This is a genomic window from Billgrantia hypersalina (assembly GCF_052584175.1).
Window position 1 is genome coordinate 447,039 of sequence record NZ_JBMIQI010000018.1, and the last position, 26,577, is coordinate 473,615.

General features: G+C 63.6%; 23 protein-coding genes. 5 read left to right on the top strand and 18 right to left on the bottom strand.

Translation table 11 applies throughout. From position 1 onward, the window contains the following. Positions 1 to 42: 42 nt before the first annotated feature. Positions 43 to 1,857 (bottom strand): putative bifunctional diguanylate cyclase/phosphodiesterase, encoded by a 1,815-nt coding sequence (locus ACOJCM_RS16620; protein WP_445213183.1) that lies wholly within the window; start codon positions 1,855 to 1,857, stop codon positions 43 to 45. 279 nt (positions 1,858 to 2,136) lie between these two features. On the opposite strand from ACOJCM_RS16620, the gene ACOJCM_RS16625 reads away from it, so the two are divergent. Next, on the top strand, positions 2,137 to 2,931 hold the full coding sequence (locus ACOJCM_RS16625; RefSeq protein ID WP_445213184.1) for a 2OG-Fe dioxygenase family protein: 795 nt from the start codon (positions 2,137 to 2,139) through the stop codon (positions 2,929 to 2,931). Positions 2,932 to 3,035: 104 nt separating this feature from the next. Here ACOJCM_RS16625 and ACOJCM_RS16630 read toward each other — a convergent pair whose 3' ends face one another. From ACOJCM_RS16630 to leuC, 17 genes are all read right to left on the bottom strand, one after another. Beyond that, complete coding sequence (locus tag ACOJCM_RS16630; protein WP_445213185.1) at positions 3,036 to 3,620, bottom strand: YceI family protein; 585 nt, start codon at positions 3,618 to 3,620, stop codon at positions 3,036 to 3,038. A 37-nt stretch (positions 3,621 to 3,657) separates the two neighbouring features. Further along, positions 3,658 to 4,212 carry a cytochrome b gene (locus tag ACOJCM_RS16635; RefSeq protein WP_445213186.1) on the bottom strand — a complete coding sequence of 185 codons (555 nt, stop codon included), beginning with the start codon at positions 4,210 to 4,212 and terminating at the stop codon, positions 3,658 to 3,660. A gap of 146 nt (positions 4,213 to 4,358) precedes the next feature. Continuing rightward, positions 4,359 to 5,555: an O-succinylhomoserine sulfhydrylase gene (locus ACOJCM_RS16640; protein ID WP_445213187.1), complete on the bottom strand. Its 1,197-nt coding sequence runs from the start codon at positions 5,553 to 5,555 to the stop codon at positions 4,359 to 4,361. 9 nt (positions 5,556 to 5,564) lie between these two features. Next, positions 5,565 to 7,088 (bottom strand): amidophosphoribosyltransferase, encoded by a 1,524-nt coding sequence (gene purF / locus ACOJCM_RS16645; protein WP_445213188.1) that lies wholly within the window; start codon positions 7,086 to 7,088, stop codon positions 5,565 to 5,567. A gap of 53 nt (positions 7,089 to 7,141) precedes the next feature. Then, positions 7,142 to 7,705: a CvpA family protein gene (locus ACOJCM_RS16650; protein ID WP_445213189.1), complete on the bottom strand. Its 564-nt coding sequence runs from the start codon at positions 7,703 to 7,705 to the stop codon at positions 7,142 to 7,144. Between the two features lie 4 nt (positions 7,706 to 7,709). After that, the gene (locus ACOJCM_RS16655; protein ID WP_445213190.1) at positions 7,710 to 8,417 is read right to left on the bottom strand and encodes an SPOR domain-containing protein; all 708 of its coding nucleotides are present in this window, start codon (positions 8,415 to 8,417) and stop codon (positions 7,710 to 7,712) included. A gap of 8 nt (positions 8,418 to 8,425) precedes the next feature. Beyond that, on the bottom strand, positions 8,426 to 9,733 hold the full coding sequence (folC, locus tag ACOJCM_RS16660; protein ID WP_445213191.1) for a bifunctional tetrahydrofolate synthase/dihydrofolate synthase: 1,308 nt from the start codon (positions 9,731 to 9,733) through the stop codon (positions 8,426 to 8,428). A 9-nt stretch (positions 9,734 to 9,742) separates the two neighbouring features. Continuing rightward, a complete protein-coding gene (gene accD, locus ACOJCM_RS16665) occupies positions 9,743 to 10,768 on the bottom strand; it encodes an acetyl-CoA carboxylase, carboxyltransferase subunit beta (RefSeq protein WP_445213192.1) in 1,026 nt (341 codons plus the stop codon). A 76-nt stretch (positions 10,769 to 10,844) separates the two neighbouring features. Further along, positions 10,845 to 11,660 carry a tryptophan synthase subunit alpha gene (gene trpA / locus ACOJCM_RS16670; protein WP_445213193.1) on the bottom strand — a complete coding sequence of 272 codons (816 nt, stop codon included), beginning with the start codon at positions 11,658 to 11,660 and terminating at the stop codon, positions 10,845 to 10,847. A gap of 2 nt (positions 11,661 to 11,662) precedes the next feature. Beyond that, positions 11,663 to 12,877, bottom strand: a complete 1,215-nt coding sequence (gene trpB, locus ACOJCM_RS16675; protein ID WP_445213194.1) for a tryptophan synthase subunit beta — start codon at positions 12,875 to 12,877, stop codon at positions 11,663 to 11,665. A 64-nt stretch (positions 12,878 to 12,941) separates the two neighbouring features. Then, a complete protein-coding gene (locus tag ACOJCM_RS16680; protein WP_445213195.1) occupies positions 12,942 to 13,592 on the bottom strand; it encodes a phosphoribosylanthranilate isomerase in 651 nt (216 codons plus the stop codon). Next, positions 13,589 to 14,530: a tRNA pseudouridine(38-40) synthase TruA gene (gene truA / locus ACOJCM_RS16685; protein ID WP_445213196.1), complete on the bottom strand. Its 942-nt coding sequence runs from the start codon at positions 14,528 to 14,530 to the stop codon at positions 13,589 to 13,591. Before truA ends, ACOJCM_RS16680 begins: the two co-directional genes overlap by 4 nt. Before the next feature lie 7 nt (positions 14,531 to 14,537). Beyond that, the gene (locus ACOJCM_RS16690) at positions 14,538 to 17,243 is read right to left on the bottom strand and encodes a FimV/HubP family polar landmark protein (RefSeq protein WP_445213197.1); all 2,706 of its coding nucleotides are present in this window, start codon (positions 17,241 to 17,243) and stop codon (positions 14,538 to 14,540) included. Positions 17,244 to 17,416: 173 nt separating this feature from the next. Further along, positions 17,417 to 18,529, bottom strand: coding sequence for an aspartate-semialdehyde dehydrogenase (gene asd, locus ACOJCM_RS16695; RefSeq protein ID WP_445213198.1), 1,113 nt, complete (start codon positions 18,527 to 18,529; stop codon positions 17,417 to 17,419). Positions 18,530 to 18,633: 104 nt separating this feature from the next. Further along, on the bottom strand, positions 18,634 to 19,710 hold the full coding sequence (gene leuB, locus ACOJCM_RS16700) for a 3-isopropylmalate dehydrogenase (RefSeq protein WP_445213199.1): 1,077 nt from the start codon (positions 19,708 to 19,710) through the stop codon (positions 18,634 to 18,636). 176 nt (positions 19,711 to 19,886) lie between these two features. Next, positions 19,887 to 20,540, bottom strand: coding sequence for a 3-isopropylmalate dehydratase small subunit (gene leuD, locus ACOJCM_RS16705; RefSeq protein WP_445213200.1), 654 nt, complete (start codon positions 20,538 to 20,540; stop codon positions 19,887 to 19,889). Between the two features lie 3 nt (positions 20,541 to 20,543). Continuing rightward, positions 20,544 to 21,989: a 3-isopropylmalate dehydratase large subunit gene (leuC, locus tag ACOJCM_RS16710; protein WP_445213201.1), complete on the bottom strand. Its 1,446-nt coding sequence runs from the start codon at positions 21,987 to 21,989 to the stop codon at positions 20,544 to 20,546. A gap of 479 nt (positions 21,990 to 22,468) precedes the next feature. On the opposite strand from leuC, the gene ACOJCM_RS16715 reads away from it, so the two are divergent. From ACOJCM_RS16715 to ACOJCM_RS16730, 4 genes are all read left to right on the top strand, one after another. Continuing rightward, entirely contained in the window at positions 22,469 to 23,356 is an 888-nt protein-coding gene (locus ACOJCM_RS16715) for a LysR family transcriptional regulator (protein ID WP_445213202.1), read from the top strand. A gap of 68 nt (positions 23,357 to 23,424) precedes the next feature. Further along, positions 23,425 to 24,744 (top strand): hypothetical protein, encoded by a 1,320-nt coding sequence (locus ACOJCM_RS16720; RefSeq protein WP_445213203.1) that lies wholly within the window; start codon positions 23,425 to 23,427, stop codon positions 24,742 to 24,744. Positions 24,745 to 24,961: 217 nt separating this feature from the next. Continuing rightward, complete coding sequence (locus tag ACOJCM_RS16725) at positions 24,962 to 25,837, top strand: hypothetical protein (RefSeq protein WP_445213204.1); 876 nt, start codon at positions 24,962 to 24,964, stop codon at positions 25,835 to 25,837. Positions 25,838 to 25,894: 57 nt separating this feature from the next. Next, entirely contained in the window at positions 25,895 to 26,500 is a 606-nt protein-coding gene (locus tag ACOJCM_RS16730; protein ID WP_445213205.1) for a sugar transferase, read from the top strand. The last annotated feature ends 77 nt before the right edge of the window (positions 26,501 to 26,577 follow it).

Here is a 26,577-nt window from a genome sequence, read left to right on the forward strand (position 1 = left end):
GAATGTCAGGGAGCTGCATTCTACGCGAAAGGTCTTACAGGCTCAGCCTTGCAGATCGCCGGGGCTGCTGACCAGCCCCAGCAGAACGCGCTCTGTCTTTTCTGCCGGCAGCGGGCGGTAGAAGAAGTAGCCTTGCACAAGGTCGCATTTCATCTCGCGAATCAATTCGAGCTGATCACGATCCTCGACACCCTCCGCCACGACCTCGAGTCCCAGCCGATGGCCGATGAATACCGCAGCCTCCATGATGGCCCTGTCCTTCGGTTCCCCTGGCGCATCGCGTATGAAGCTACGGTCGATCTTGAGCGCCGTCACCGGGAAGCGCTTGAGATAGCTCAGCGAGGAATAACCGGTGCCGAAATCGTCGATGGCGATGCGAAACCCTTGGTGGTAGAGCTGCCAGAGCCCGGACAGGATGCGTTCGTCGGCTTCGATCAGAACGTTCTCTGTCAGCTCGATGCCGATCTCCCTGGGCCCGAGCCGGTAACGCAGCAGGCATCGGTTCAAGCGCTCGAAGATATCCGGTTTCGCTAGCTGCCGCCCCGATACGTTGACATCGATGCGCTCCAGCGGCACACCTGCGTCTCGCCATCGAGCCCTCTGTCGACAGGCCTCTTCCATGACCCAGTCGCCCAGTCGATGAATCAGCCCGGAGCGTTCGGCCACCGGGATGAACTCGTACGGGGACACCGCGGCCCCACCCGGCGGCTCCCAGCGAAGCAGCGCTTCGAGATTCTCGATCCTTCCGCTGGCCACCGATACTTGCGGCTGGTAGTGAAGCGTCAACTCGCCGGCCTCCAGGGCACGTTCCAGGCTCTCGGCCAGGCGATGCTCGCGTACCAGTTCGTCGTGCAGTCGCTGGTGGAAGAAACGCACGCTTCCACGCCCTTCCAGCTTGGCTCGATTCTTAGCCACATCGGCATTTCTGATCAGCTCCCGCGCCGCGCTGCCGTTATCGGGAAAGAGGCTGACACCGATGCTGGCCGAGATACGGCGCTCATGCCCCTCCAGACCAAAGGGTTGCCGGAACAAGCCATGGATCTTGTTGACGATCTGCAGTACATCCTCCTCGCGATGCAACCCGGGGAAGGCGAGGACGAACTCATCGCTCGATACGCGTGACAACAGATCGGTGGAGCGCAATTGATCGCGCAAGCGCCGGGTCAACTCTATCAGGAGTTGGTCGCCCTGCTCGTAGCCCAAGGCGTCGTTGATCTCGACGAAGCGATCGATATCGACGTAGAGAAGGGCCAGGCCGATGCCGCGTCGACGGACACCATCGAGAACATGGTCGAGGTCCGCCTCGAAGGTCAACCGGTTGGGCAACTGCGTCAGCCTGTCATAGCGAGTCGCGAACTCCAGATCCCGATGCGCCTGCTTCTGTCCGGAGAGGTCGACGTCGACACAGAACATGAGGGGATCGTCGGTATGCTCCTGCAGCATGACATGGTGGGAAAAGACCGGAACCAACTCACCGCTCTTGTGCCGGAGCTCCAACTCTTCCGCGGGGATTTCAACGCCTTCGCGTATCCAGGCCCGGTGTGCCCGAATGACGCCCTCGCGCATGGCATCGGGAATGATGAGTTCTTCGAGCAAGCCGCCAAGCGCCTCCTCGGGGGTGTAACCGTAAAGTCGCGTGCTGGCCTCGTTCCAGTAGATGACTCGCCTGTTACGGTCGTAACCCTGGACCGCTACCTTGGGTAGGCTTTCGAGCAGGGCTCGGAAGCGCTGCTCGCTTTCCAGGTACTGTCGGCGTACGCGTTCGACGGAATCGGGCTCTTCCGCATGGGCTCGGGGCGAAAAGGGCTTACCAAGCAGCCTGCGCAGCCAGTGTCTGAAGCGCTGTTCGCGGCGCATACATCTTTCCTCGTGGGGGCATTACGGCGTCTTCCGTGCCTCCTGGCAAAACATTTGCGCCGCTTTTTGTTACATCCTACACAGCAAAGTCTGATTTCTCCTACGCCCTTTGACCAAATTCTTCAGGCTGTCCCGCCTCCGGCTCACGAGTAAGCTGTGAATCGGCCACTGTCGAATAACATTTTTTGACATTTAGTTGCATTTGTTTTCACTTTCAATCGTTGCGGGGTTCTCCCCGGCAGCAAAGGGCAATTCCGCCCACCTATAGGAGAAAGCGACATGAAACTCGATACCCTCAAGCATGGTTACGACTATACCGGCATGCCTGTCGACCCTCGCTCCCATTACTGGGAGGCGAGCGTCGTCGCTGATCTGGGGCGTCAGAACTGGGCGCTGACTGACATACGCTCTCAGGTGGAGCTTTCGGCGTGGCAGGCCTTTACCGCCGACCTGCCCCGTGACCCTTACGTCAACAGCCGCTGGAAGCGCATGTCATGGCTGGCATTGGATGATGCCGGTGAGGTCAGGGACATGGGGCACTGCCCCATGGCTCAGGGCGGCGCCTTCAACGCAGCCGAAAGCATGGCCGACCGGCTGCGCTACTACGACCCTCTGACACCCGAGTTCCTCGAGCGCGCCGACGTCAAGGCCTTCGTTCGCGCTTGGGCCAAGCTGTGGGACCTTCAACCCAATGAGCCGATTCTGATGCAAATTACCGGCGTGCGCGGCCAAGGCCAGGTCGATCCCCTGCAGGGCCAAGGCATCCACGCCGATGGATGCAAGGCGCTGAGCATACTGGTTTTGCAACGCGAGAACGTGAGCGGCGGGGCCAATCACCTCTATGCCGACAGGAACGGTAACCAGCCGTTGATGGAAGCTACCCTGCAGGAAGGCGACATTCTTCACTTGCACGATGACCGGCTGTATCACAGCATTGACGGTATCGCCCAGCAGAACCCGAACGCCGCGTTCGAGCGCTTCATCATCATCATCAACAGCCGCTTCGTGGACGATTTCCAGAACCGCATTTTGCGCCGGCATTTCCCCCATGCGGTACTCAACGAAACCCGCTAAGCGCTGAGAAGCTCCTGCCCCGCTCGTGTCCCGTGACAAACGCCCCCCCCGGCACAGGCCGGGGGGGCGTTCGTTCTGCTACGCAGTAGCCAGCTTCGCCAGTCTTACTGACGAACGCCTTCGAAGGTGACGTAGAGTTCGAGTTCGTGCATCACTTCAGGAAACTCGCTCATGTCGATGCCGTAATCGGCCAGCGTCAGCGTGGTCGAACCCTCGAAGCCGGCGCGGTAATTGCCCCACGGGTCGTCACCCTCTCCCATCAATGTCACCGGCATCTCGATCTCGCGGGTTTCGCCCTTGAGGGTCAGTTCCCCGGTGAGCACGCCCTCGTTCTCCCCTTCCGGTTCGAAGCCGGTGGAAACGAAGGTGGCAGTCGGATATTCGTCGGCGCTGAGGAAATCATCGCTCAGGATATGGCGGTCACGCTCAGCATGATTGGTGTTGAGGCTGCCCACCTGTACCTCCATTTCCACGCTTGCGGCCTCGAGATCCTCGGGGTCGTAGTGGAAACGCCCTTCGAATTCCTCGAAATTGCCGAGAATGTAGGAGAAGCCGAGATGGTTGATCTTGAATTGGACGAAGGCATGCTGCCCCTCGGTATCCACCACGTATTCATCGGCCATGACCTGACCGGTAGCGGCCAGGGAAACGGCGCAAAGGGCAGTAGCGAGTGCGGCTTTCTTGAACATGTGTTTCTCCTTGATTGAGCGCTTGCAGCGCGGGCGTTCAGCGGCGACGCGTACGTGCCGGGTTCAACATGCGCACGATAGTATCGTGGCGATCGACGAAGTGATGCTTGAGCGCAGCCAGAGAGTGCCCTGCTGCCAGCAGCAGCAGCGCCAGGGCGCTGTACCAGTGGATCTCGCCGGCGATACTGGCCTGGTCGGGCAAGTGGCTGACCAATGCCGGCACCTCGAACCAGTCGAATACGCTGATACCGCGGCCGCGGGCCGTGGAGATGAGATAGCCGCTTACCATTACCGCGAGCATCAGCACATAGAGGGCGATATGACCCAGGTGGGCAGCGAGCCGTTCCATCGGGCGCCCCTGCGCCACAGGAGTCGGTTGCAGGAGGCGCCAGACGATTCGCAGCAGGGTCGCGAACAGCAAGAGCATGCCGATCGAACGGTGCCACCAGGGGGCAAGGTTGTACCAGGGGTCGTAGTAGCCCAACCCGGTCATCCACCAACCAAGGATGAACAAGCCCACGATAGCCAAGGCACTGACCCAATGCAGGGTAATACTGAGCAGGCCCCAGCCTGAGCGGGTGTTGCGCCACATTACTCATCGCTCCCGTTGAGCTTCGCCAATGGGGGCAGCATACCGTAACGCATCCTCAAAACGCGCTGAAAATTCCGAATGTTACGTTCGTAAAAATTCCTGCTCTACCCCGATGCTCGTCGCAGCATTGCTTCCGGAGCCGAGTGTCAGATCAACGCGTCGAGCCCTCGCGCCAGATCGTCGCGTATATCCTCGAAAGCCTCGAGCCCGACCGCGACGCGTATCAAGCTCTCGCCGATGCCGGCCGCCTCCTTCTGCGCATCGGAGAGGCGTCCATGTGTCGTGGTGCCGGGATGGGTAATGGTGGTCTTGACGTCGCCAAGGTTACCGGTGATCGACAGCATGCGCGTGGCATCGATCACTGACCAGGCACCCTCGCGCCCCCCTCTCACCTCGAAACCCAGCACCGCGCCGAAGGCGCTCTGCTGGCGTTTCGCCAGCGCATGCTGAGGATGATCGGACAAGCCGCTATAGAACACTCGTGTCACGGCAGGATGCCCCTGCAGCCACTCGGCAAGCGCCTGGGCGTTCTCGCAGTGAGCACGCATGCGCAGGCCCAGCGTCTCGAGGCCCTTGGTGAAGAGCCAGGCATTGAACGGGCTCAGGCAAGGCCCGCAGGTGCGCACCACCCCGAACACTTCCTCCAGCTCCTTGTTACGTCCCACCACGGCACCGCCCACCGCCCGGCCCTGGCCATCCAGATACTTGGTCGCGGAGTGTATGACCAGGTCCGCCCCCAGCGCCAGCGGCTGTTGCAAGGCCGGTGTCAGGAAGCAGTTATCGACGGCAAGCAGCGTGCCATGCCGATGGGCGATTGTCGCCAGCGCGGCAATATCGACCACTTCCGAAAGTGGGTTCGAAGGCGTCTCGGCGAAAAGCAACCGCGTCCTGGAGGTGATCGCCGCCTCCCAGGCGGTCAGATCCGAGAGTTCGACATAACGGGTGGTGATGCCGAGCTTGCCGAAGTACTTGTCGAATAGGCTGACGGTAGAGCCGAATAGCGAGCGCGACGCGACGATCTCGTCACCGGCCTGCAGCAGCGCGAGTACTGTCGAGAGAATTGCCGCCATGCCGGAGCTGGTCGCCACGCAGCGCTCCCCTCCTTCCAGTGCCGCCAGGCGTTGCTCGAAGGTGCGCACCGTAGGGTTGGTGAAGCGAGAGTAGACGTTGCCCGGCTCCTCCCCCTTGAACTTGCGTGCCGCTTCCGCAGCGCTACCGTAGACGAAGCTGGAGGTCGGGAAGATCGGCTCGCCATGCTCCTGCTCGTGGGTGCGCTGATGACCGGCGCGAATCGCCAGGGTCTCCAGGGCCCAAGCCGTGTCGGGCGTCGTCTCGTCGTGCATGGTGGCCCCTCAGTCGTCGATGTCGTCTTCCTGATTGTGCATGCCCACCAGCGCGTGGGCACCTACACTTTGCTGCTCCTTGGCGGCATCGTTGCGCGAGGCTTCGAGTGCCGAGAGATAGCCGGAATCGATGTCGCCGGTGATGTAACTGCCATCGAACACCGAGCAGTCGAAGTGTTCGAGCTTGGGATTGACTTCACGGCAGGCGGCCTTGAGGTCCTCCAGGTCCTGATAGAAGATGCGATCGGCGCCGATCAACTCCCCTACCTCTGCCTCGCTGCGGCCATGGGCGATCAGCTCCGAGGCTGCCGGCATGTCGATGCCGTACACGTTAGGGTAGCGTACCGGTGGCGCCGCCGAAGCGAAATACACCTTGTTGGCACCCGCTTCCCGGGCCATCTGGATGATCTGCTTGCACGTCGTGCCACGCACGATGGAATCATCCACCAGCAGGACGTTCTTGCCCTGGAATTCCACACCGATGGCGTTGAGCTTCTGGCGCACCGACTTCTTGCGCTGGGTCTGGCCCGGCATGATGAAGGTCCGCCCGATGTAGCGGTTCTTCATGAAGCCTTCCCGGTAGGTCACGCCAAGATGCTGGGCAAGCTCCAGAGCCGAGGTGCGCGACGTGTCGGGGATCGGAATCACCACGTCGATGTCGTGCTCCGGCCATTCGCTGCGAATGCGATCGCCCAGCTTGCGCCCCATCTGAATGCGCGTTCCGTAGACATAGGCACCATCGAGAATGGAATCGGGGCGCGCCAGGTAGACATGCTCGAAGATGCACGGCGCCAGCAGCGGCGCATCGGCGCACTGCTGGGTATGGATATTGCCTTCCATGTCGACGAAGATCGCTTCGCCGGGCGCCAGGTCGCGATGCAGCTCGAAGCCACCGACGTCGAGCGCCACCGACTCGGAGGCAATCATCACTTCCTGGCCGTTGCCCTCGTCACGGGTGCCGAAGACGACGGGGCGTATGCCGTTGGGATCGCGGAAGGCGACCAGGCCCACGCCATTGATGATGGCCACGGCGGCGTAGCCACCGCGACAGCGACGATGCACGCGACGCACCGCATCGAAGATGTCGCCGGGCGCCAGGTGCAGGCCCTGCTTGCCCAGCTCATGAGCGAATACGTTGAGCAGCACCTCGGAGTCGGAGCTGGTATTGATGTGGCGCAGGTCCGAGGAGAACAGCTCCTGCTTGATCTGCTCCGAGTTGGTCAGGTTGCCGTTGTGGGCCAGCGCGATGCCGTAGGGCGAGTTGACGTAGAACGGCTGCGATTCCGCCTCGCTCGATGAGCCGGCGGTCGGGTAACGCACATGACCGATACCCAGGTTGCCCTTCAGACGCGCCATGTGGCGAGTGTGGAAGACGTCGCGAACCAGGCCATTGCTCTTGCGCAGCAGGAAGCGCCCCTCGTTCCACGTCATCATGCCGGCGGCATCCTGGCCGCGATGCTGGAGCACCGTCAGGGCATCATAGATCGCCTGGTTCACGGTCTGCTTGGCCAGTAGGCCGACGATACCGCACATTCCACCTTACCTCGCTTACAGGTGCCGACCGCAGCCGGCAAGAAGAAATCTGTTCACTCCGTACCGCCGTCCGGCTCGCTCCCGTCGCGCCGCTCGGGAAGCGACATATTGCGCCATCCCTCGGGCGCCTGGGGTACCCGGCCTTCCCAGGCCTCGAGCTGGTTGACCGCCCAGTCGCGTAGCTGCTCGAACGACGGCCTCAGCTGCGCTCCTTGCCACGCCTGCAGCTGTGACAGTGGGGTCAAGCTGATCAGGATGGTGGCAACCACCAACACCGCTGCCCCTCGTGCGGCTCCGAAGCAGGCGCCGGCCACACGATTGAAGAACCCCATGCCGACCCACTCCACGGCGGCATGTACCATGCGAATGACAATACCGCACAGTAGCACCACGCCGAGGATCACCAGAACGAAGGCGAGCACCAGCCGGCCATCCGCATTGTCGATCAAGCCGGACAGCAGATCGGCTACCGGCTCGGCGAGTAGCCGCGCTGCCAACAGCGCGACGATCCAGGCTGCCAGTCCCAGCCCTTCGCGAACCAGACCGCGCATGAAACCGGCCAGGGTCGAAACGGCCAGCACGGCGAGAAAGCCCCAGTCGATCCAGGTCAGCGTCATGGCCTCACTCTCTCATTCTGACCAGTAGTCCCTGAAGGTTGGCCTGTTCCTTCACTTCGCTCATGGCGCGTTCACCGGACTCGGAGGAATCGAAAGGCCCGACATAGACGGTCGTCATGTTGTTGTCGCGCCGCCGAGTGTAGACGGGAAAGCCCTGGTCCTGCAGTTGCGACTGCAGGCGCTCGGCATTTCCCGGTTCACCGAAACTCCCCACTTGCACCGCCCATACGCCGCTGGACGCTGCATTAGCGGAAGGCGATTGCCGCTCGGGCTCGGGATTCTGCGTATCGGGCTGACGGTTGCTCGCCAAGCGCTCTGAAGCCGCCTGGGCCAAGTCGGCGATCGGATCCTGTCGAGGCGTCTCGGCCGGCGACGAGGCCTCCCGGTTCTCGGTGCTCGCCGCCTCGTCCTGCTGTACCGCTACTGCGGGCTCTGGGTCGACACGCGCCACGTCGCCGGGTTCAGGCTCGACCCCTTCCAGCGCAGGCCGAGGCTCCTCCAGCGCAGGACTCGACTCGGGGGAGCGGATCTGTCCGAGACTCTCCGGGGGTTGCGGATCGGGCACGTTGCGCCGCTCCACCGGCACCGGCTGCTCGATGGTCAGCACCGGCTCGGGGCGTTCGTCGCGGGGCGCCGGCTCGTCGAACAGCATCGGCACAAAGATGACGGCCAGGGCGACCAGGATAACCGCCCCGCTGATTCGTTCACGCATTCCGTACTTCATATGCCCTCCTGCCCCAGCCAGGCTGCCCGTGCCTGATTCCATGCCAGTATGTTCGCTACCGTGTAGAAGGAGCCGCAGACCAGTACGCGATCGTCGGGCGCCAGGCGCTCGGATAGCCAATCGGCACCGGCTTCGGGCGAATCGGCCTGGGAGGCGACATGTCCCTGGTGAGCTTCGATGCGTCTCGCCAGGTCCGCGGCGGGACGCGAGCGTTCGCCCGCCAGGCTCACCGCTATCCACATGTCCGCCACGCCGGCCAGGGCCTCGATCACACCATCGGCATCCTTGTCAGCCAGCATGCCTAGCAACACCCAGGTACGCCCGCGACATGGCTGTGACGATAATTTCGCTGCCAGGTAAGCGGCAGCATGGGGGTTATGACCTACGTCCAGGCACCACTGGCCCAGCCACTGCATGCGCCCGGGCACCCGCACTCCGGCCAGTGCCGCCCGGCAGTTCGCCTCGTCCAGCTCGATACCGGCCGAAACCAGTGCCTGCAGCGCCGTTGCGGCATTGTCCAGCGGCAGGCCCGGGTCGGGCAAGCCTTCAAGCCAGGCAGAAACGCCATTAGCCGCCGTTCCCTGCCAGCGAAAACGGCCCGCCTCAGACGCATGCCAGAAGAACTCGTGACCCAGCGCCACTACCGCAGCCCCACGTTCATCGGCACTCTCTCGCACGCTCGGGGGCAGGTCGCAACTGCCCAGCACGGCGGGTCGGCCAGTGCGCATGATGCCGGCCTTCTCGCGGCCGATACCCTCGAGGTCGGTACCGAGGAAGGCGGCATGGTCAAGTGCAATGGTGGTAATGACGGCGACATCGGCATCGATGACGTTGACCGCATCCAGCCGTCCACCCAGGCCGACCTCGAGGACGGCGAGATCGGGTCGGCGCCGGGCAATGGCCCAGAGCGCCGCCAGGGTACCGGCCTCGAAGTAGGTCAGACTGACCGGGACGTCGGCTAGGCGTGCCGCTTCCACGGCTTCAAACCCGGCAATGAGGGTGGCGTCGTCGGCCTCGCAACCCTCGAGCCGTAGCCTCTCGTTGTAGCGCAGCAGGTGGGGCGACGTGTAGGCGGCGGCGGTGAGGCCGTGAGCTCGCGCCACTGCCTCGATCATGGCCACGGTCGACCCCTTGCCATTGGTGCCGGCAACGGTGATGGTACGGCCTGCCAGAGGCTGCTCCAGTAGCCCCATTCGGCGGGCGACCTCTGCCACCCTGTCGAGCCCCAGGTCGATGCCTACCGGATGGATCTGCTCAAGGTAGCTGAGCCAGGCCTCGAGCGTACGGGGTGGCGATGAGGGCATCACGTTCCTTCAGCGCACCGAGTCGGCTCGGTCATCGTCATCGATGCTATCCGACGATAAGGTTTCTTCCGGCGCTTCGTGATCGGAGGAATCGATATAATCGCCTTCAGCCGCTTCGGCACGCTCTGCCTCGTCGACGAGATCGGGCGCGAGGGCCATGTCCTCTTCGAGGCCATGGGGAGGCTGGTGGGTCAGCTTGCGCAGTACACCACCCAGACGCTCGCGCATCTTCCCACGATGAACAATCATATCCACCGTGCCATGCTCGAGAAGGAATTCGCTGCGCTGGAACCCTTCAGGGAGTTTTTCACGCACGGTCTGTTCGATGACCCGGGGGCCGGCGAAGCCGATCAAGGCATTGGGTTCCGCCACGTTGAGATCGCCGAGCATGGCCAGAGAGGCCGACACGCCACCGAAAACCGGATCGGTCAGCACGGAGACATAGGGTACGCCAGCCTCGCGCAGCCTTTCGAGCGCAGCCGAGGTCTTGGCCATCTGCATCAGCGAGAAGAGTGCTTCCTGCATCCGTGCCCCGCCCGAGGCGGAGAAACAGATGAAGGGGATGCGCTCTTCCAGCGCCAGTGTGGCGGCGCGCACGAACTTCTCACCCACCACGGCTCCCATGGAGCCGCCCATGAAGGTGAACTCGAACGACACCACGACCACGGGAAGGCCGTCCAGGGTACCGCGCATCGCGATCAGAGCATCCTTCTCGCCGGTTTCCTTCTGGGCCGCATTGAGGCGGTCCTTGTATTTCTTGGAATCGCGAAACTTGAGGCGGTCCAGCGGCTCGAGATCGGCTGAAATCTCCTCCCGGCCCTCCTTGTCGAGGAACCAGTCGAGTCGCTTGCGCGCGGTCAATCGCAGATGGTGGTCGCACTTGGGGCAGACGTTATGATGCTTCTCGAGCTCGGGCAGGTAGAGCACCGCCTCGCATTTGGGGCACTTGCGCCACAGGCCGTCGGGCACGCTGGCCCGCCGGTCCTTGCGCTGAATACGTCCCATCGAGGGAACAATCTTGTCGAGCCAGCTCATGTCAGAAAGAGTTCCGTATGCTGTTGCGCCCGGCAGAGCCGGGCGTCATGAATCACAACTGTAGGCCAGGGCATGCTCAGCGTTCGGGCAGCGCATCCAGGGCCCGGCGCATCTCACCGATTATCGCCTTGAGCTCATCGGCAATCGCTTCCGGTCGCTCGGCATTGTCGGCGATACGGCTGACCAGGGCGCTGCCGACGATGACACCATCGGCTACCTTGCCGACCTCGGCCGCCGAGGTACCGTCACGGATGCCGAAGCCGACGCACAACGGCAGTTCGGTCAGGCCACGCAGCGGTGCCAGGTGCTCGGCCACGTCCGCGGCATTGAGCGTGGCGGCGCCGGTCACGCCCTTCAGCGCGACGTAGTAGAGGTAGCCCTCGCCATGGGCGCATATTGTAGCGGCCCGCTCGGTCGAAGTGGTAGGGGCGACGAGAAAGATCGAGGCCAGGCCGCGCTGCTTGAGGATGGGGCCGAACTCATCGGCCTCCTCCGGCGGCATGTCCACCGTGAGCACGCCGTCGATGCCCGCGGCGGCAGCCTGATCGGCGAACGCCTCGAGACCGATGCGCTCGACAGGGTTGAGATAGCCCATCAGCACGATGGGCGTGTCGCCGTCGCGTTGGCGAAATTCACGCACCATCTCGAACAGATGCGTCAAACGTACGTTGTGCTTGAGCGCACGCTCACAGGCCTTCTGGATCACCGGGCCGTCGGCCATGGGGTCGGAGAACGGCACGCCTAGCTCGAGCACGTCGGCCCCGGCCTCCACCAGGGCATGCATGAACCCCACGGTGTACTGCGGTGCCGGGTCCCCGGCGGTGATGTAGGGAATCAGCGCCCTACGGCCCTGTTGCTTGAGTTCGGCAAAGCGCTTGTCGATTCGATTCATCGTCAGAACTCCAGGCCGTCGATCTTGGCAACCGTCATGATGTCCTTGTCGCCGCGGCCGGAGAGGTTGACGACGATGTTCTGGTCGGGGCTCAGGGTCGGAGCCAACACCTTGGCATGGGCCAGGGCATGGGCGGACTCCAGCGCCGGCATGATGCCCTCGACCCGAGTCAGCTCGCGGAATGCCTCGAGCACGGCGTCGTCGGTGGCCGCCACGTACTGCACCCGGCCCACGTCCTTCCACAGCGCATGCTCCGGTCCCACGCCGGGGTAATCCAGGCCCGCAGAAATCGAGTGGGTGTCGGACACCTGACCGCCCTCGTCGGACATCAGGTAGGTACGGTTGCCGTGCAACACACCACGCGGCGCGTTGGAGGCGAGCGGAGCCGCATGACGCCCGGTGTCGACGCCGTCGCCGCCGGCCTCGACGCCGTACATGGCAACCTCATCATCCTCGACGAAGGGATAGAACAGCCCCATGGCGTTGGAGCCGCCACCGACGCAGGCGATCAGTGCATCAGGCAACTGGCCGAACTCCTCCAGCGACTGGCGTCGTGCTTCGCGGCCGACCACGGCATTGAAATCGCGCACCATCATGGGATAGGGATGCGGCCCCGCCACGGTGCCGATGATGTAGAAGGTATCGTCGACGTTGGTCACCCAGTCGCGCAGCGCTTCGTTCATGGCATCCTTGAGGGTCCGGGTGCCCGAGGTCACCGGATGCACCGTGGCGCCGAGCAAACGCATACGATAGACATTGAGCTTCTGGCGCTCGACGTCCTCGGCTCCCATGTAGATTTCGCACTTCAGCCCCAGGCGTGCCGCCACGGTAGCGGTGGCCACCCCATGCTGGCCGGCACCGGTTTCGGCGATCACCCGCGGCTTGCCGCTCATCTTGGCCAGCAGCGCCTGTCCGATGGTGTTGTTCACCTTGTGCGCGCCAGTGTGGTTGAGGTCCTCGCGCTTGAGCCAGATCCGTGCCCCGCCGAGTTTCTGCGACCATCGTTCCGCGTGATAGAGCGGGGAGGGACGGCCCACGTAATGGGCCAGGTCGTAGTCGAATTCGGCCTGGAAGTCCAGATCGTCACGAAGACGCAGGTAAGTCTTCTCCAGATCATCCAGGGCGAAGCTCAGGGTCTCCGAGACGAACCGACCACCGTACGGGCCGAAATGGCCTCGGGCATCCGGCAGTCGGGTCAGGTCACTGAACTTGCTCACTCAAGACACCTCATAGGGTCGCCATCAGGATTGGGTGTGGGATCGGGCCTGTGCACGGGTGCGGTTATGTCACGCGCCTGCGGTCACCCTGAGCCGCTGCCTCGGCGAAAGCCGAGAGCAGGCGTGGGTCCTTGCGACCGGGCTCGGCTTCCACGCCACCGGAGACGTCCACCGCAAAAGGGTGCACCTGCGCGATGGCGCTGGCCACATTGTCCGCAGTCAGCCCACCGGCGAGAATAACAGGTTTTGCCAGGCTTGCGGGGATTCGCGACCAGTCGAAGGTTTCACCGGTGCCGCCCGGTACGCCGGGACGATAGGCATCCAGCAACAGCGCTTGAGCCCCGGCGTAGGCCTCGGCCGCGCCGTGCAGGTCGAGATCGTCGCGCATGCGTAGCGCCTTGATCCAGGGCCGCTCGAAGCCGGCGCAGTATGCGGGGGGCTCCTCGCCGTGAAACTGCAGCACATCGAGGTGTCGGCTGGCGCGCAGGATCAACTCGGGCGGAGCGTCGACGAACAGGCCTACCCGCGCGACAAAGGCCGGTACGCATTCCACCAGCGCCGCAAGGCGTGATTCGTCGACGTGGCGTCGACTGCCGGGCCACAGCACGAAGCCGAGCGCATCGGCTCCTGCGGACACGGCATCGACCACATCGTCCTCGCGGGTCAGGCCACAGAACTTGATGCGCGTGCGCATCGGCTGAATGCGAGCTGTCATGCCTCGTCCTCTCTCACCATGGATTCGCCGGACGTCCTGGCTGTCGGGCGGCCTCGTCGAAATTCGACCATGGGACATGACGGCAGTTCGCGCTCACCGGTCCATTCGCCCAGAAACGCCAGCAGATTCGGCCCCAGCGGCTCACGCGGCAACCCCCAGGCGTCATCGTAGAGCGAATCGACGAAATGCAGGCCGCAGGCCGGTGCGGTCACGTCGGAAAGCGTTCGATCCTTCAGCGCCAGCAGTTCGGCCAGGTAGCCGTCGCCCCGCTCTCCTCGCCCCACCGTGACCAGCGCACCGACGATGTTGCGAATCATGTGATGCAGAAACGCGTTGCCCTGCACGTCGACGACGACCAGTGGCCCATGCCGATGGACTTCGATGAAATGGAGATGACGCCAGGGGGTCTTCGACTGGCAGCCCGCGGCACGAAAGCTGGAGAAGTCATGCTCGCCCACCAGCGCCTGGGCCGCATGGTGCATGGCCTCGGCATCCAGGGGATCGCGACACCAGGTAACATTGTGCCGCTCCAGCACCGGTCGGCTCGGCTGGTTGAGAATGATGTAGCGATAGCGCCGCGCCAGCGCCTTGAAGCGGGCGTGGAAGTCCTGGGGCACCTCGCGTACCCAGCGTACCGCGATATCGCGTACCAGGTTGGCATTGACCCCGAACACCCACGCCTTCTGCGAGCGCGGCGCGGGCGCATCGAAATGCACGATTTGGCGCGTGGCGTGGACACCGGAATCGGTCCGCCCGCTGGCATGCACCGTCACCGGCTGGCTCGCCACCTTGGACAGTGCCCGCTCCAGCTCGGCCTGCACCGAGGGGGCATGCTTGAGGCGCTGCCAGCCACAGTAGGCGCTGCCATCGTATTCCACCCCCAGGGCCAGGCGGCCAACCAAGGGGGTGCGTTCGTCGAGAGGTCGAAACAGGGTCATGCCACCGTCAGAGTCGATAGTGAGTGATCAGCGCCTGTGCCTCGTCACGCAGGCGTGGTGCTTCGGCCCCCTCGAGCACTCGCTGCAACAGTGCGCGGGCACGCTCCACCTCGCCGCTCTCAAGCAGACGACGAGCGTCGGCCAGGTCGTCAGGCTGGGCAGGCATCTCGGGGCCAGCGCCATTATCCGGGTCCAGCGGCGGGAAGGCTACCTCCTCGACTTCCCATTCGACCTCCTTGTTATCAGCGGCCGCTCCGGACGCTGACGCCACAGGCTCCGCCTCCTCGGGCTGCCCGTCCCCCTCACCCACCAAGGGGAAGTCAATGCTCGGCTGCATCGGCGTCTCCGTGCGTGGTGCCGGCTTCGGGTCGAGGGGAGGAGGCTGGTAGTCGATCACATCCCATTCGACCCGAGCCTCCTTCTGCATCGGCCGCGACGGCGGCTCCGGCATGGGGTCGTTTGCCGGCGGTGCCGAACGCTTCGCTTCTCCCAACTCTGGCGGAGCCGCAGGTCGCGCACCCGAATCGTCGCCCATGAACGAGGGGAAGGAGGCGTAGTCAAGCGTCGCCCCGGGTACGGCCTCCCTTCTCTGGGCTTTCTCGGCAGGCGCTTCCACATCATGCCCGGCCCCGGCAGTCGGACTGTCGCTCGCTATCTCCGGGAAAGCCTCGTGCTCGGGGTTGTCCGTGGCTTCGTCGTTGGCCCTCGCCTCTCCGTAGGCTGGGTATGCCCCCGTCTCGGGCGTCTGCCTTTCGGCGGCTTCTTCCACAGCGCCGCTGGGCCTGGCTTGCTGCCGGGCCATGAGCCTTGCCGCTTCAGCCAGCACTCCCGAATCGCCGGTTTCGGCCAGCGTCTGCATAGTCTCTTCGGCTGATTGCCAGTTGCCTTGCTCCACATGAACGTTAAGCAGCTTGAGCCTCAGGTCGTGTCGCTCGGGATCACGGTCCAGGCTGGCCTGCAAGAGTTCCCGGGCCTGGTCATAGCGTCCATAGGCCATGAAGATATCCGCTTCGCTGATGGCCTCCGCCTGGGGCATCGTCGGGCGAGGTGCTTCATCCTGCTGTGGTTCGCCAGTCTCAACGGTCATGCCCGCCACCATGGGCGGCATCGTGGCCGACGATGCGCTCGACGGAATGGTTACCGCCGACGTCGGCATACCATGGATCATACTGGGCATGGCGGCGCTCCCCATGGCGGCATCCGCATCACGGCGCTGACGCCGACGCACCCACAGCCAGAGCCCAAGCAGCGCCACCAGCCCGGCGCCGCCCACTACCAGGTTGCGATCGAGCGACGCCGGGTACATCGCGCCGCCCCACCATGACGCGTCGCCCTGTGCGTCGGCATCCGATTGCACGACCACACGGCCAACCCCACCCCCTTCGGTCCCCGTCCCGTCAGCCAGCAGCACGGCCAGTTGCTCGCGCATGGCCTCGACCTCGTCGCGCAGGCCGCCAAGCTCCTGCTGCAAGGCGTCGCGCTCGGCTTGCACTTCCTCCAGCGCAACGCGGCTCTCCTGCCAGCGACGCTCGAGCAGGGCAAGACGTGGATCGGCCTGCTCCAGGGCCAACTCGCCCGCTCCGAGCGTCGCAAGCGTATCGGCATCGAGCGTGTCGTCGGACTGGCCCGCCTCGCCGACCGAGACCCCCTCTTCCGACTCGTCAACCCGATCCGCCCGCCCCTCCGTCGCGTTCTCGGCCGCCAGCTCCTCGTCGCTGAGCAGCGTCAGGCGCGGCGTGGAGCCGGCCTCCTCGGTGGCCACGGCAAGAACGGCCCCGCCCTGGTCGAGCGTGCCGGTGTCATCGGTTATCGTGGAGGGCTCGGCGACCGCTCGAGCAGCGGGGGCTGCGACGACCTCATCGCCCTCTCCCGTCGCCACGGAGGGACCGAGAGGGACGCGGCGGGGGGCTTCGCTACCGCGACTGGCCCAGGCCTGGTTCATGGCCTGGACGATGCGGGCTGCCTCATCAGCCGAACGGGTGGCGATGGCATCACGCGCCGGTACGACCAGGCTGTGCCCGGCACGCATGGCGTTGATGTTGCCGGAAGGAAAGATGTCGGGATTGGCTTCGACCAACGCCACCATCATCTGGTTCATGCTGATGCCGCTGTCTGGACGCAGCCGCCCGGCAACCGACCACAGCGTATCGCCGCTGCCGATCCAGGCGCGGCTCTCCGCTTGAGGCTGGCGGCCTGCCGACGTTTCAGCCGGCCGTGACGCCACGACCTCGGTCTCGGCCTCCTCATGTTCCGCCGCGCCAGGGCTTGTCGCAGATGCAGGCCGCCGACTCGAGCCACTCACCAGCACCGGCATGTTGTCGTAGCCCGGCGGGTCGAGCAGCAGGGTGATTTCTCTCAGTTGGCGGCCCGATGGCCAGTCAAAGCGCAGCAGCAGATCCATCCAGGGCTCCCGAACCGCTCTTTCGCTGGCCAGGGTCACCACCCACTCCCCCTGGCGCACCTCGACGTCGGCCCGGACGCTGGCGGCAAGAGGCGTACGCAAGAGCCCCGCCGACTCGAACTCCCGCGGGTCAGCCACGCTGACACGTAGCAGCTCGGGATCGAGCCCGCCCGTATCGGTAAGCGGAATGACGGCACGCAGCGGGGCATTGAGGGAGGAACGCACATCGACCTCCCCGACACCCAGCGCCAGCGCCTGGGAGTTGGCTGCCGACAGCGCCAGCAGCACGGCAAATGTCAACTTGCGTCTCATCGAGTTCCCTTGCGTTGCCCGCTTGCTTTTAAAACATACTGTTCTTGTGAGCCGAGAATTAAGATCATGGAGGAATATACAACCTTTCTTCTTGCCGCCGCTTCCGGACCGACGCCCATGTAAAACGGGGCATCTCCCGCAGGAGATGCCCCGTCAATGGCACTGCGGGTGGATCACTGCTCGCGCAGGATCTTCAACATCCGCTTGAGCGGCTCGGCAGCTCCCCACAGCAACTGGTCGCCAGCCGTGAAGGCGGAGAGGTACTCGCCACCCATCTGCATCTTGCGCAGACGGCCTACCGGGACGCTCAAGGTGCCCGTGACGGTAGAAGGCGTCAGCCCGGCAATGGTGGCCTCCTTATCGTTGGGGATCACCTTGACCCACTCGTTGTGCTTGGCGATGCGCTCCTCGATTTCATCTATCGGCACATCTTTCTTCAACTTGATAGTGAAGGCCTGGCTATGTGAACGCATGGCGCCGATACGTACGCAGATGCCGTCGATCGGTACCGGGTTGTCTTGCAGGCCGAGAATCTTGTTGGTCTCGACGCTTCCCTTCCACTCCTCACGGCTTTGGCCGTTTTCAAGCTTAGTGTCGATCCAGGGCAACAGGCTGCCGGCCAGCGGTGCGGTGAAGTTTTCGACCGGGAAATCGCCACTCCGCATGGCCTGCGTGACCCTGCGGTCGATATCGAGAATGGCACTGGCGGGGTCGTCCAACTCGTCGGCCACGCTGTCGCGCAGCGCGCCCATCTGCAGCAGCAGCTCGCGCATGTGCTTGGCGCCGGAGCCGGAGGCGGCCTGATAGGTCATGGAGGTCATCCATTCGATCAGGTCAGCCTCGAACAGCCCACCCAGGCCCATCAGCATCAAGCTGACGGTACAGTTTCCGCCGACGAAGGTCTTGGCGCCACGCGCCAGCTGCTGATCGATGACACGACGATTGACGGGATCGAGCACGATGGTCGCTTCGTCCTCCATGCGCAGGGTGCTGGCGGCATCGATCCAATAGCCCTTCCAGCCGCTGCCACGCAGGTCGCCATAGACCTGCTTGGTGTAATCGCCACCCTGGCAGGTGATCACGACATCCAGTTGCTTGAGCTCGTCGATGTCGGTGGCATCCTTGAGCGGAGGCACGTCCACGCCGATGTCGGGGCCGGGCTTGCCGACCTGGGAGGTGGTGAAGAAGATCGGCTCGATGCCGTCGAAGTCTCCATCCTCCAACATGCGCTGCATGAGCACGGAGCCCACCATGCCACGCCAACCGACGAAACCGACTTTCAACATGTGAAGTCCTCCTGAGAAGTATGAGGCCCATAGTATACATGACCCGGGCCCACCTCGCAGGCGGGCCCAGCCCCGGGGCAACGGCTCTTGATATCGGGCAACCCTCAGGCCTCGAAGGCGGCCAGCACGGCATCGCCCATCTCGCGGGTAGAGACGGTGCGTGTTCCCTCGGAGGCAATATCCGCGGTGCGCAGGCCGTCGTCCAGCACTTTCCCGACGGCAGTCTCGATACGGGCCGCCAGCTCGGGCTCGGCGAGTGAATAACGTAGCATCATCGCCACCGACAGGATGGTGGCCAAGGGGTTGGCGACGTTCTGCCCCGCAATATCCGGCGCGCTGCCGTGGCAGGGCTCGTACATGCCCTGGCCGCTCTCGTTGAGCGAGGCCGAGGGCAGCATGCCGATGGAGCCGGTGAGCATGGCGGCCGCATCCGAGAGGATGTCACCGAACATGTTGCCGGTGACCATCACGTCGAACTGCTTGGGGGCACGTACCAGCTGCATGGCGGCGTTATCGACGTACATGTGCGAGAGTTCGACGTCGGGATATTCCGGCGCCAGCCGCTCCATCACCTCGCGCCACAGGATGGTGACCTCGAGCACGTTGGCCTTGTCGACGCTGCAAAGGCGCTTGCCGCGCTTCTGCGCCAGCTCGAAGGCGACCCGGCCGATGCGCTCGATTTCACTCTCGGAGTAGATATAGGTGTTGAAGCCGACTCGCTGGCCGTCGCGTACCTCGATGCCGCGGGGCTGGCCGAAGTAGATGCCGCCGGTCAGCTCGCGCACGATCATGATGTCCAGTCCTGCCACCAGCTCATGCTTGAGGCTGGAGGCGCTGGCCAGCTGCGGATAGGTAATGGCCGGGCGCAGGTTGGCGAACAGGCCGAGGTTCTTGCGCAAGCCGAGCAGGCCTTTCTCGGGGCGTTTGGCCAGGTCCTCGAGCTTGTCCCACTTGGGCCCGCCCACGGCACCAAGCAGGATGGCGTCGGCGGCCTTGGCTTTGTCCAGGGTCACTGCGGGCAGCGGCTCGCCGTGCTCGTCATAGGCGCTCCCCCCCACCAGACCTTCCTCGACCTCGACGTCCAGGCCGCGGGCCTTACAGGCAGCCAGGATGCGGCTCGCCTGGGCGGTGATCTCGGGGCCGATGCCGTCACCCGGCAATACCAGAATCTTGCGTGTCATCGTTGTTTCCTTGGTTGACTACGCCGTCCAAGCGGGGGCTCCGGGGGCAAGCCGAAGAGGAAGTCTTTTGCCAGGCATGGCAAAAGTAGCGCCCAGGGATGGGTTCACAGCGCCTCCTCGCAGGCCTGCCGCCGGATCAGCCCCGCGCCATCGACGGATGCAAAGTTAAGTACGTGTCAGGCCTGAGCCGGACTCCGGAACAGCCACGGCCGCTCGGCACGGTGGCGCTGTTCGAAGTGGCGGATGACGTCCTCGTCCTGCAGCGTGATGCCGATATCGTCGAGCCCCTCGAGCAGGCAGTGCTTGCGAAAGGCGTCGACGTCGAACTCGAGGATCTCGCCCGAGGGCGTGATCACCCGCTGATTCTCGAGATCCACGTCGAGGCGATAGCCTTCGTTGGCCTCCACCTCGCGGAACAGGTGATCCACGGCCTCTTCCGGCAGGGTGATGAGCAGCAGGCCGTTCTTGAAGGCATTGTTGTAGAAGATGTCGGCGAAGCTCGGGGCGATCACCACGCGAAAGCCGAAATCCTCCAACGCCCACGGCGCATGCTCGCGTGAGCTGCCGCAGCCGAAGTTGCGCCGGGCGAGCAAGACGCTTGCGCCCTGGTAGCGCGGCAGGTTGAGCACGAAATCGGGATTGACCGGGCGCTTCGAGCAGTCCTGGCCGGGCTGGCCCTCGTCGAGATAGCGCAGCTCGTCGAACAGGTTGACACCGAAACCGGTGCGCTTGATCGACTTCAGGAATTGCTTGGGGATGATCAGGTCAGTGTCGACGTTGGCCCGATCGAGCGGGGCAACGAGCCCCTCGATGCGTTCGAACTTTCTCATGGCTCAGGCCTCCTCTGCGACGGGCTGGGCATCGAAGCGACGTATGTCGACGAAGTGGCCGGCAATGGCGGCGGCAGCGGCCATGGCCGGGCTGACCAGGTGGGTGCGCCCGCCGTAGCCTTGCCGCCCCTCGAAGTTGCGATTCGAGGTGGAGGCGCAGTGCTCGCCGGACCCCAGTTTGTCGGCATTCATCGCCAGGCACATGGAGCAGCCCGGCTCGCGCCACTCGAAGCCCGCCTCGATGAAAATCCTGTCGAGCCCCTCGGCTTCAGCCTGGCGCTTCACCAGGCCGGAGCCCGGCACCACCATGGCGAGCTTGATGGAGTCGGCCACTTTCTTGCCGCGTGCGACCTTGGCGGCCTCACGCAAGTCCTCGATACGCGAGTTGGTGCACGAGCCGATGAATACCTTGTCGAGCTTGATGTCGGTGATTTTCTGCCTGGGGGCCAGGCCCATGTATTCAAGCGCCCGGGTATAGCCACGGCGCACGGTGTCGTCGTCGGTGTCGGCCGGGTCGGGCACCTCACCGGAGATACCGGTGACCATCTCGGGACTTGTCCCCCAGCTCACCTGGGGTTCGATCTCGGCGGCATCGAGCGTGACCACTTTATCGAACTCAGCGTCGGGGTCGGAAACCAGGTTGCGCCAATCGGCCACTGCGGCCTGCCACTGCTCCCCCCGGGGGGCGAAGGGGCGCTCGGCGAGATACTCGATCGTGGTGTCGTCCACCGCGATCAGACCGACCCGGGCGCCAGCCTCGATCGCCATGTTGCACACCGTCATGCGGCCTTCCATGGAAAGGTCGCGAATGGCGCTGCCGGCGAACTCGATGGCATAGCCTGTGCCACCGGCGGTACCGATGCGGCCGATGATGGCGAGCACGATATCCTTGGCGGTCACGCCCGTGCCGAGCTTGCCCTCGACGCGCACCTGCATGTTCTTCATCTTCTGCGCCAGCACGCACTGGGTCGCGAGCACGTGCTCCACCTCCGACGTGCCGATACCGTGGGCGAGCGCGGCAAAGGCGCCATGCGTAGCGGTATGAGAGTCGCCGCAGACCACGGTCATGCCCGGCAGGGTGGCGCCCTGCTCCGGCCCCACCACGTGCACGATGCCTTGGCGCGGGTCGTTGATCTTGAATTCCTCGATGCCGAATTCGATGCAGTTATCATCGAGCGTCTGTACCTGAATCAGCGACACCGGGTCCTTGATGCCGGCATTGCCCTCGGCGCGTTCCTTGAGGGTGGTCGGCACGTTGTGGTCCGGCGTGGCCAGGTTGGCATCGAGCCGCCACGGCTTGCGCCCGGCCAGGCGCAGCCCCTCGAAGGCCTGCGGGGAGGTCACTTCGTGCAGCAGCTGGCGGTCGATGTAGATCAGTGCGGTACCGTCGTCGCGCTCCTTCACCAGGTGCTGCGACCACAGCTTGTCATAAAGCGTCTGGCCTGCCATATCGTTCTCCCGGGCGCTATGGCCCTTTGCCTGTCCGGTCTAGGGAAAGACTCCCCAAATGACTGCGCGAGCGAATCGCTGCGTTGCGCGGTGCTCGGAATCCTCACATATACCCCATATGCTCCGGTTCCTGTGCTCCGTGCGCCTTGCGCTTCATCTCGCTCGTCGATTTGTTCAGCGCACCCAAGGTTCGCCGATCTCGTACGTTTTGCCTCAAGAGCCATTGCAGCAGGACTCGCCGAGGGGCGCCGGGGACAGGTCGGAGAGGAGGTCATTTGCCATGGATGGCAAATGTAGCGTCCAGGGATGGATTCACAGCGCCTCCTCGAAGACCTTGTCGCCGGCAAAGCCCCGACATGCCAAGGCTACCCTTTCCTGCATCGCCATGGCCGAGTGATTGCAGTCTTGCGCGGCTCGCCCATAAAATCAATTCATGTTATTTATTCATTGGATTCCAGAAGGGAATAGAAAGCGAATCGATGGATACCCAGAGCCTGCAAGCCTTTCTCGCCGTGGCCGATAACGGCAGCTTCTCCCGCGCCGCCGAGCAGCTCTACCTGACGCAGCCGGCCGTCTCCAAGCGAATCGCTACACTCGAGGATCAGATCGGTGCCCGGCTGTTCGATCGCATCGGCCGCCGCGTCACTCTCACCGAGGCGGGCCGGGTGCTGCTGCCGCGCGCCCGGCAAATCCTCGTCATGGTGGACGACAGCCGGCGTGCGCTGACCAACCTCGAGGGCCAGATAGCTGGCAGCCTGACCCTGGCCACCAGCCACCATATTGGCCTGCATCGCCTGCCGCCGCTGCTAAGGGCTTACACACGGGCGCATCCCCAAGTGCGTCTGGATCTGCGATTTCTCGATTCGGAGCAGGCGTACCAGGGCGTACTCGACGGCGAACTGGAAATCGCTGTGGTCACCCTTGCTCCCCACCCCGACCCTCAGATCGACGTGGTGCCGGTATGGGACGACCGGATGTGCTTCGTCTGTGCCGAGGATCATCCGCTGGCGGGCCGCAGGCGGCTGACACTGCACGAACTGTGCGGCTTCGATGCCGTGCTGCCTGGCCCCTTGACGTTCACCCGCACGCTGATCGAATCGCGCTTCGCCGCCGCCGGCCTCGAGCTGCCGGTGGCGCTCTCCACCAACTATCTCGAAACCCTCAAGATGATGACGGCCATCGGTCTGGGATGGAGCCTTCTACCGGAGCGACTGGTCGCTGGCGAGCTCCACGAGCTCGATGTGGAGCATCCCGTCATTCACCGCTCGCTGGGCTACCTCGTGCATCGAAGCCGGACGCTGAGCAACGCCGCGCGAGCCATGCTGAGCCTGCTGGAAGAGGCACGAGACACGGCGATTCGCCGTTGAATGGCGTATATTGTTAGACTGCTCACGAATAGCATGACCGTCTCGATTCGCCCCGGAGTCACACCATCGTGCCCTCTCCCGATTCGCCACCCCTCTCGCGTCATGCCCTGGCCGGTTCGTTGATCCTGCTTGGCCTGGTGCTGCAGATACTGGGCTTCGCCGGGGTTTCGCCCTTGCCGCATGGCGTCGGCTACTCGCTGTGGCTGGCCACGTTCTTGCTATGGCGCGATACTCCCCGGCGAACCCGCTGGCAGGCCGGCGCACTGGCTGCCATCGGCCTGGGGCTGCTGGTCCTCGCGCAGTGGCGCTATGCCGCCGAGATCGCCTGGGTGTCGGTAACCAGTGGCAACACTTACGTGGTCGCAATGCTGGTGGGCGTCAGCTTCATTGGCTTGATCGGAAACCGCAGCGGCAAGACGCGCCCGCTTGGCCGTCCGGTCACCGGTTGCCGAGGCACCCTGGGGACCTGGCTGGGCGTGCATCTGCTCGGCACCATCCTCAACCTGTCGACGGTTTTCATGGTTGGCGACCGCCTGGCTCGTCGAGGCCCGCTGACCACCCCCCAGCTGCTGGCACTGAACAGAGGTCTTTCGAGTGCCGCGTTGTGGTCGCCGTTCTTTGCCTCCATGGGTGTGGTCATGACGCTGGCACCCGACATGGCGTACTCCCGCATCCTTGCGGCCGGCCTACCGCTCGCGCTTCTCAGTGGGCTTATCACCACGCTGGAGCTGTCGCGCCGCTACGATCTGGCCGAGGTACCGGGCTTTTCGCTTTCGCCCCGCAGCCTGCTGATGCCGGTAGCGATGGCCATCCTGGTGATGCTGTTTCATCTCCAGCTCACCCCCGAGCTCGGCATCGTCAGCATCATCACCTTTCTGCTGCCGGCGGTAGCGCTGGCCAGTAATCTGCCCGCCGGGCCGCGCTGGACCCTGCGGCGGGTGCGTCAACACACCCTGACTCGCCTGCCGGCCATGCGCGGCGAGATCGCCCTGTTTCTCTCGGCGGGCCTGTTGACACTGGGCCTCTCCACGCTGGTGGGCGCAGCCACGGGTAGTGAATGGACACTCTTTGCCCGCTTCGGCCCTGCCCAGGCAGTGGCCAGCTTCCTGGCAATCGTGGCCAGTGCCGTGGCGGGCCTGCATCCGATCATCGGCGTCTCGGTACTCGCCTCGACCCTTGATCTCACTGGAAACGAACAGACGCTATTCGCCTTCACCGGACTTGCCTCATGGGCGGTGGGGACGTCGGTGGGCCCACTGTCTGGCATCAACCTCTCGCTGCAAGGACGCTACGGGGTCAGCGGCTATCGCATGATGCAGCATAACCTGGGCTATGCCCTGGCGCTCAGTGTGCTGGTGGTCGCCGTCATTCTTTTGAATGAGGCCTGAGCACTGAGCGCATGAGGATGCTGGTCCCTGACGACCAATGGTTGCACCTCGGGGGAGGAGAACACTCTGTCCCTTACGGCAACACCCTCCAATGCAATTTCATGCGATGCAGCGAAGGATTTCAGGCGGAACGCCCTGCAACGTTGTGTGACACTACGGGCGAATCAAAGGCGCACCGTTTCTTTCGCTCGCAAACGCAGGTTTTCATGAGGCGCTCATGATCGGGTACCACTATTTTCGCTCCGACGGCTTTCTCTGGCGCAAACACCTTGGCGCCCTGCTTCCCCTGTCGATGCCGCATCGCAGCCCCGGGCTTCGTCAATCGCAGGCCATAGCGCTGCTGGCCAAGCATTTCGCCTACTTGGTTCGCTGGGAGTCCGACTTTGATAGTGCCACTCCCGGCGAATGGTGGCATGTCATCAAATCGGAGCCCGAGGAATTGGGCAATCTCAGTGCCAATACACGCAACAAGGTACGCCGAGGCGAGCGGCAGTTTCTTATCGAAGCGGTTTCCCGTGAACGAATATTGGACGAGGGGCACGAGGTATACTGCAAGGCTTACCAGCGCTATGACACTTTCGAGCCCATGATGTCAAAGGTCGCCTTCAACAAGGCAATTCTCGCCCTGCCGAAGGAGACCGAGTTCTGGGCTGTCCGCGACCGGAACACCGGGGCTATGGAGGCTTTCAGCGAGAATCTGGTCATTGATGGTGCTTGTTTCTATCTTACCATCTGGCTATCTCCCGATTCGCTGAAGCGATACGCCTCATACGCACTGATACATCATATGAACCGGCACTACCTCAATACACGGGGACTCGCCTATGTCTCGGATGGAGCAAGAAACATCAGTCATGAAAGCGGCATACACGACTTTCTCATTGAACGTTTCGGCTTTCGCAGGGCCTACGCCAGGCTGCATATCGCCTATTTTCCCTTATTGATTCCGGTAATCCATGCCCTCTTCCCCTTTCGCCGAAAAATCGGCCGGGCTCAGGGAAACGTATGGAAGAAAGTGGCTGTGCTTCTGGAACAGGAAGCCATACGGCGTTCCTTTCAAACGCATCGGGGCACACGAACCGTCACCGGCTGACCTCCGCTTCAGCATGTCCCGTGCGGCAACGCTAGTCACGACTATTGGAGCGACACCGTGAATCTCTTTCGTCCCGTATCACGTAGCAAGAAGCGTAAGCTGGATATCGCCTTGGCCTCCGTGGGGCTGTGTCTCGTGTGGTGGTTGATCGGCTTGGCCTGGATTGCGGCCTCTATCGACACCCGCCGGAATGGTCTTTTCACACAGCAACGGATTGGCATGAACGGCCGGACGTTCACGCTCTACAAGATACGGACCATGAAAGATACTCCCGAGGTCACTACGACGGTGACTTGCTCGAAAGACCCCAGGATCACTCCCCTGGGGCATCTGCTGCGACGGACGAAGGTGGATGAACTGCCTCAGCTCTGGAACGTGCTGAAAGGCGACATGAGTTTCGTTGGCCCCCGGCCGGACGTCGTGGGTTTCGCCGATAACCTTGAGGGCGAAGAACGCCTGTTGCTGCGTGTTCGACCCGGCATTACCGGCCCCGCCACGCTCAAGTATCGGGATGAAGAGGAGCTTCTCAGCAAGGCGGAAGATCCCGAAGCCTATAACCGCAATATCATCTGGCCGGACAAGGTTCGCATCAACCTGCATTATTTGCGGGAATGGAGCCTGGCCGAAGACCTGAAGTTCATCTGGCGAACCCTGGCAGGGTAACCTCGCCGAGTGAGTCGTTGCGGAGAGCCAGGCGCGGTGGGGCGGAACACAACCCCCACGCCTGACATCTGCGGAAG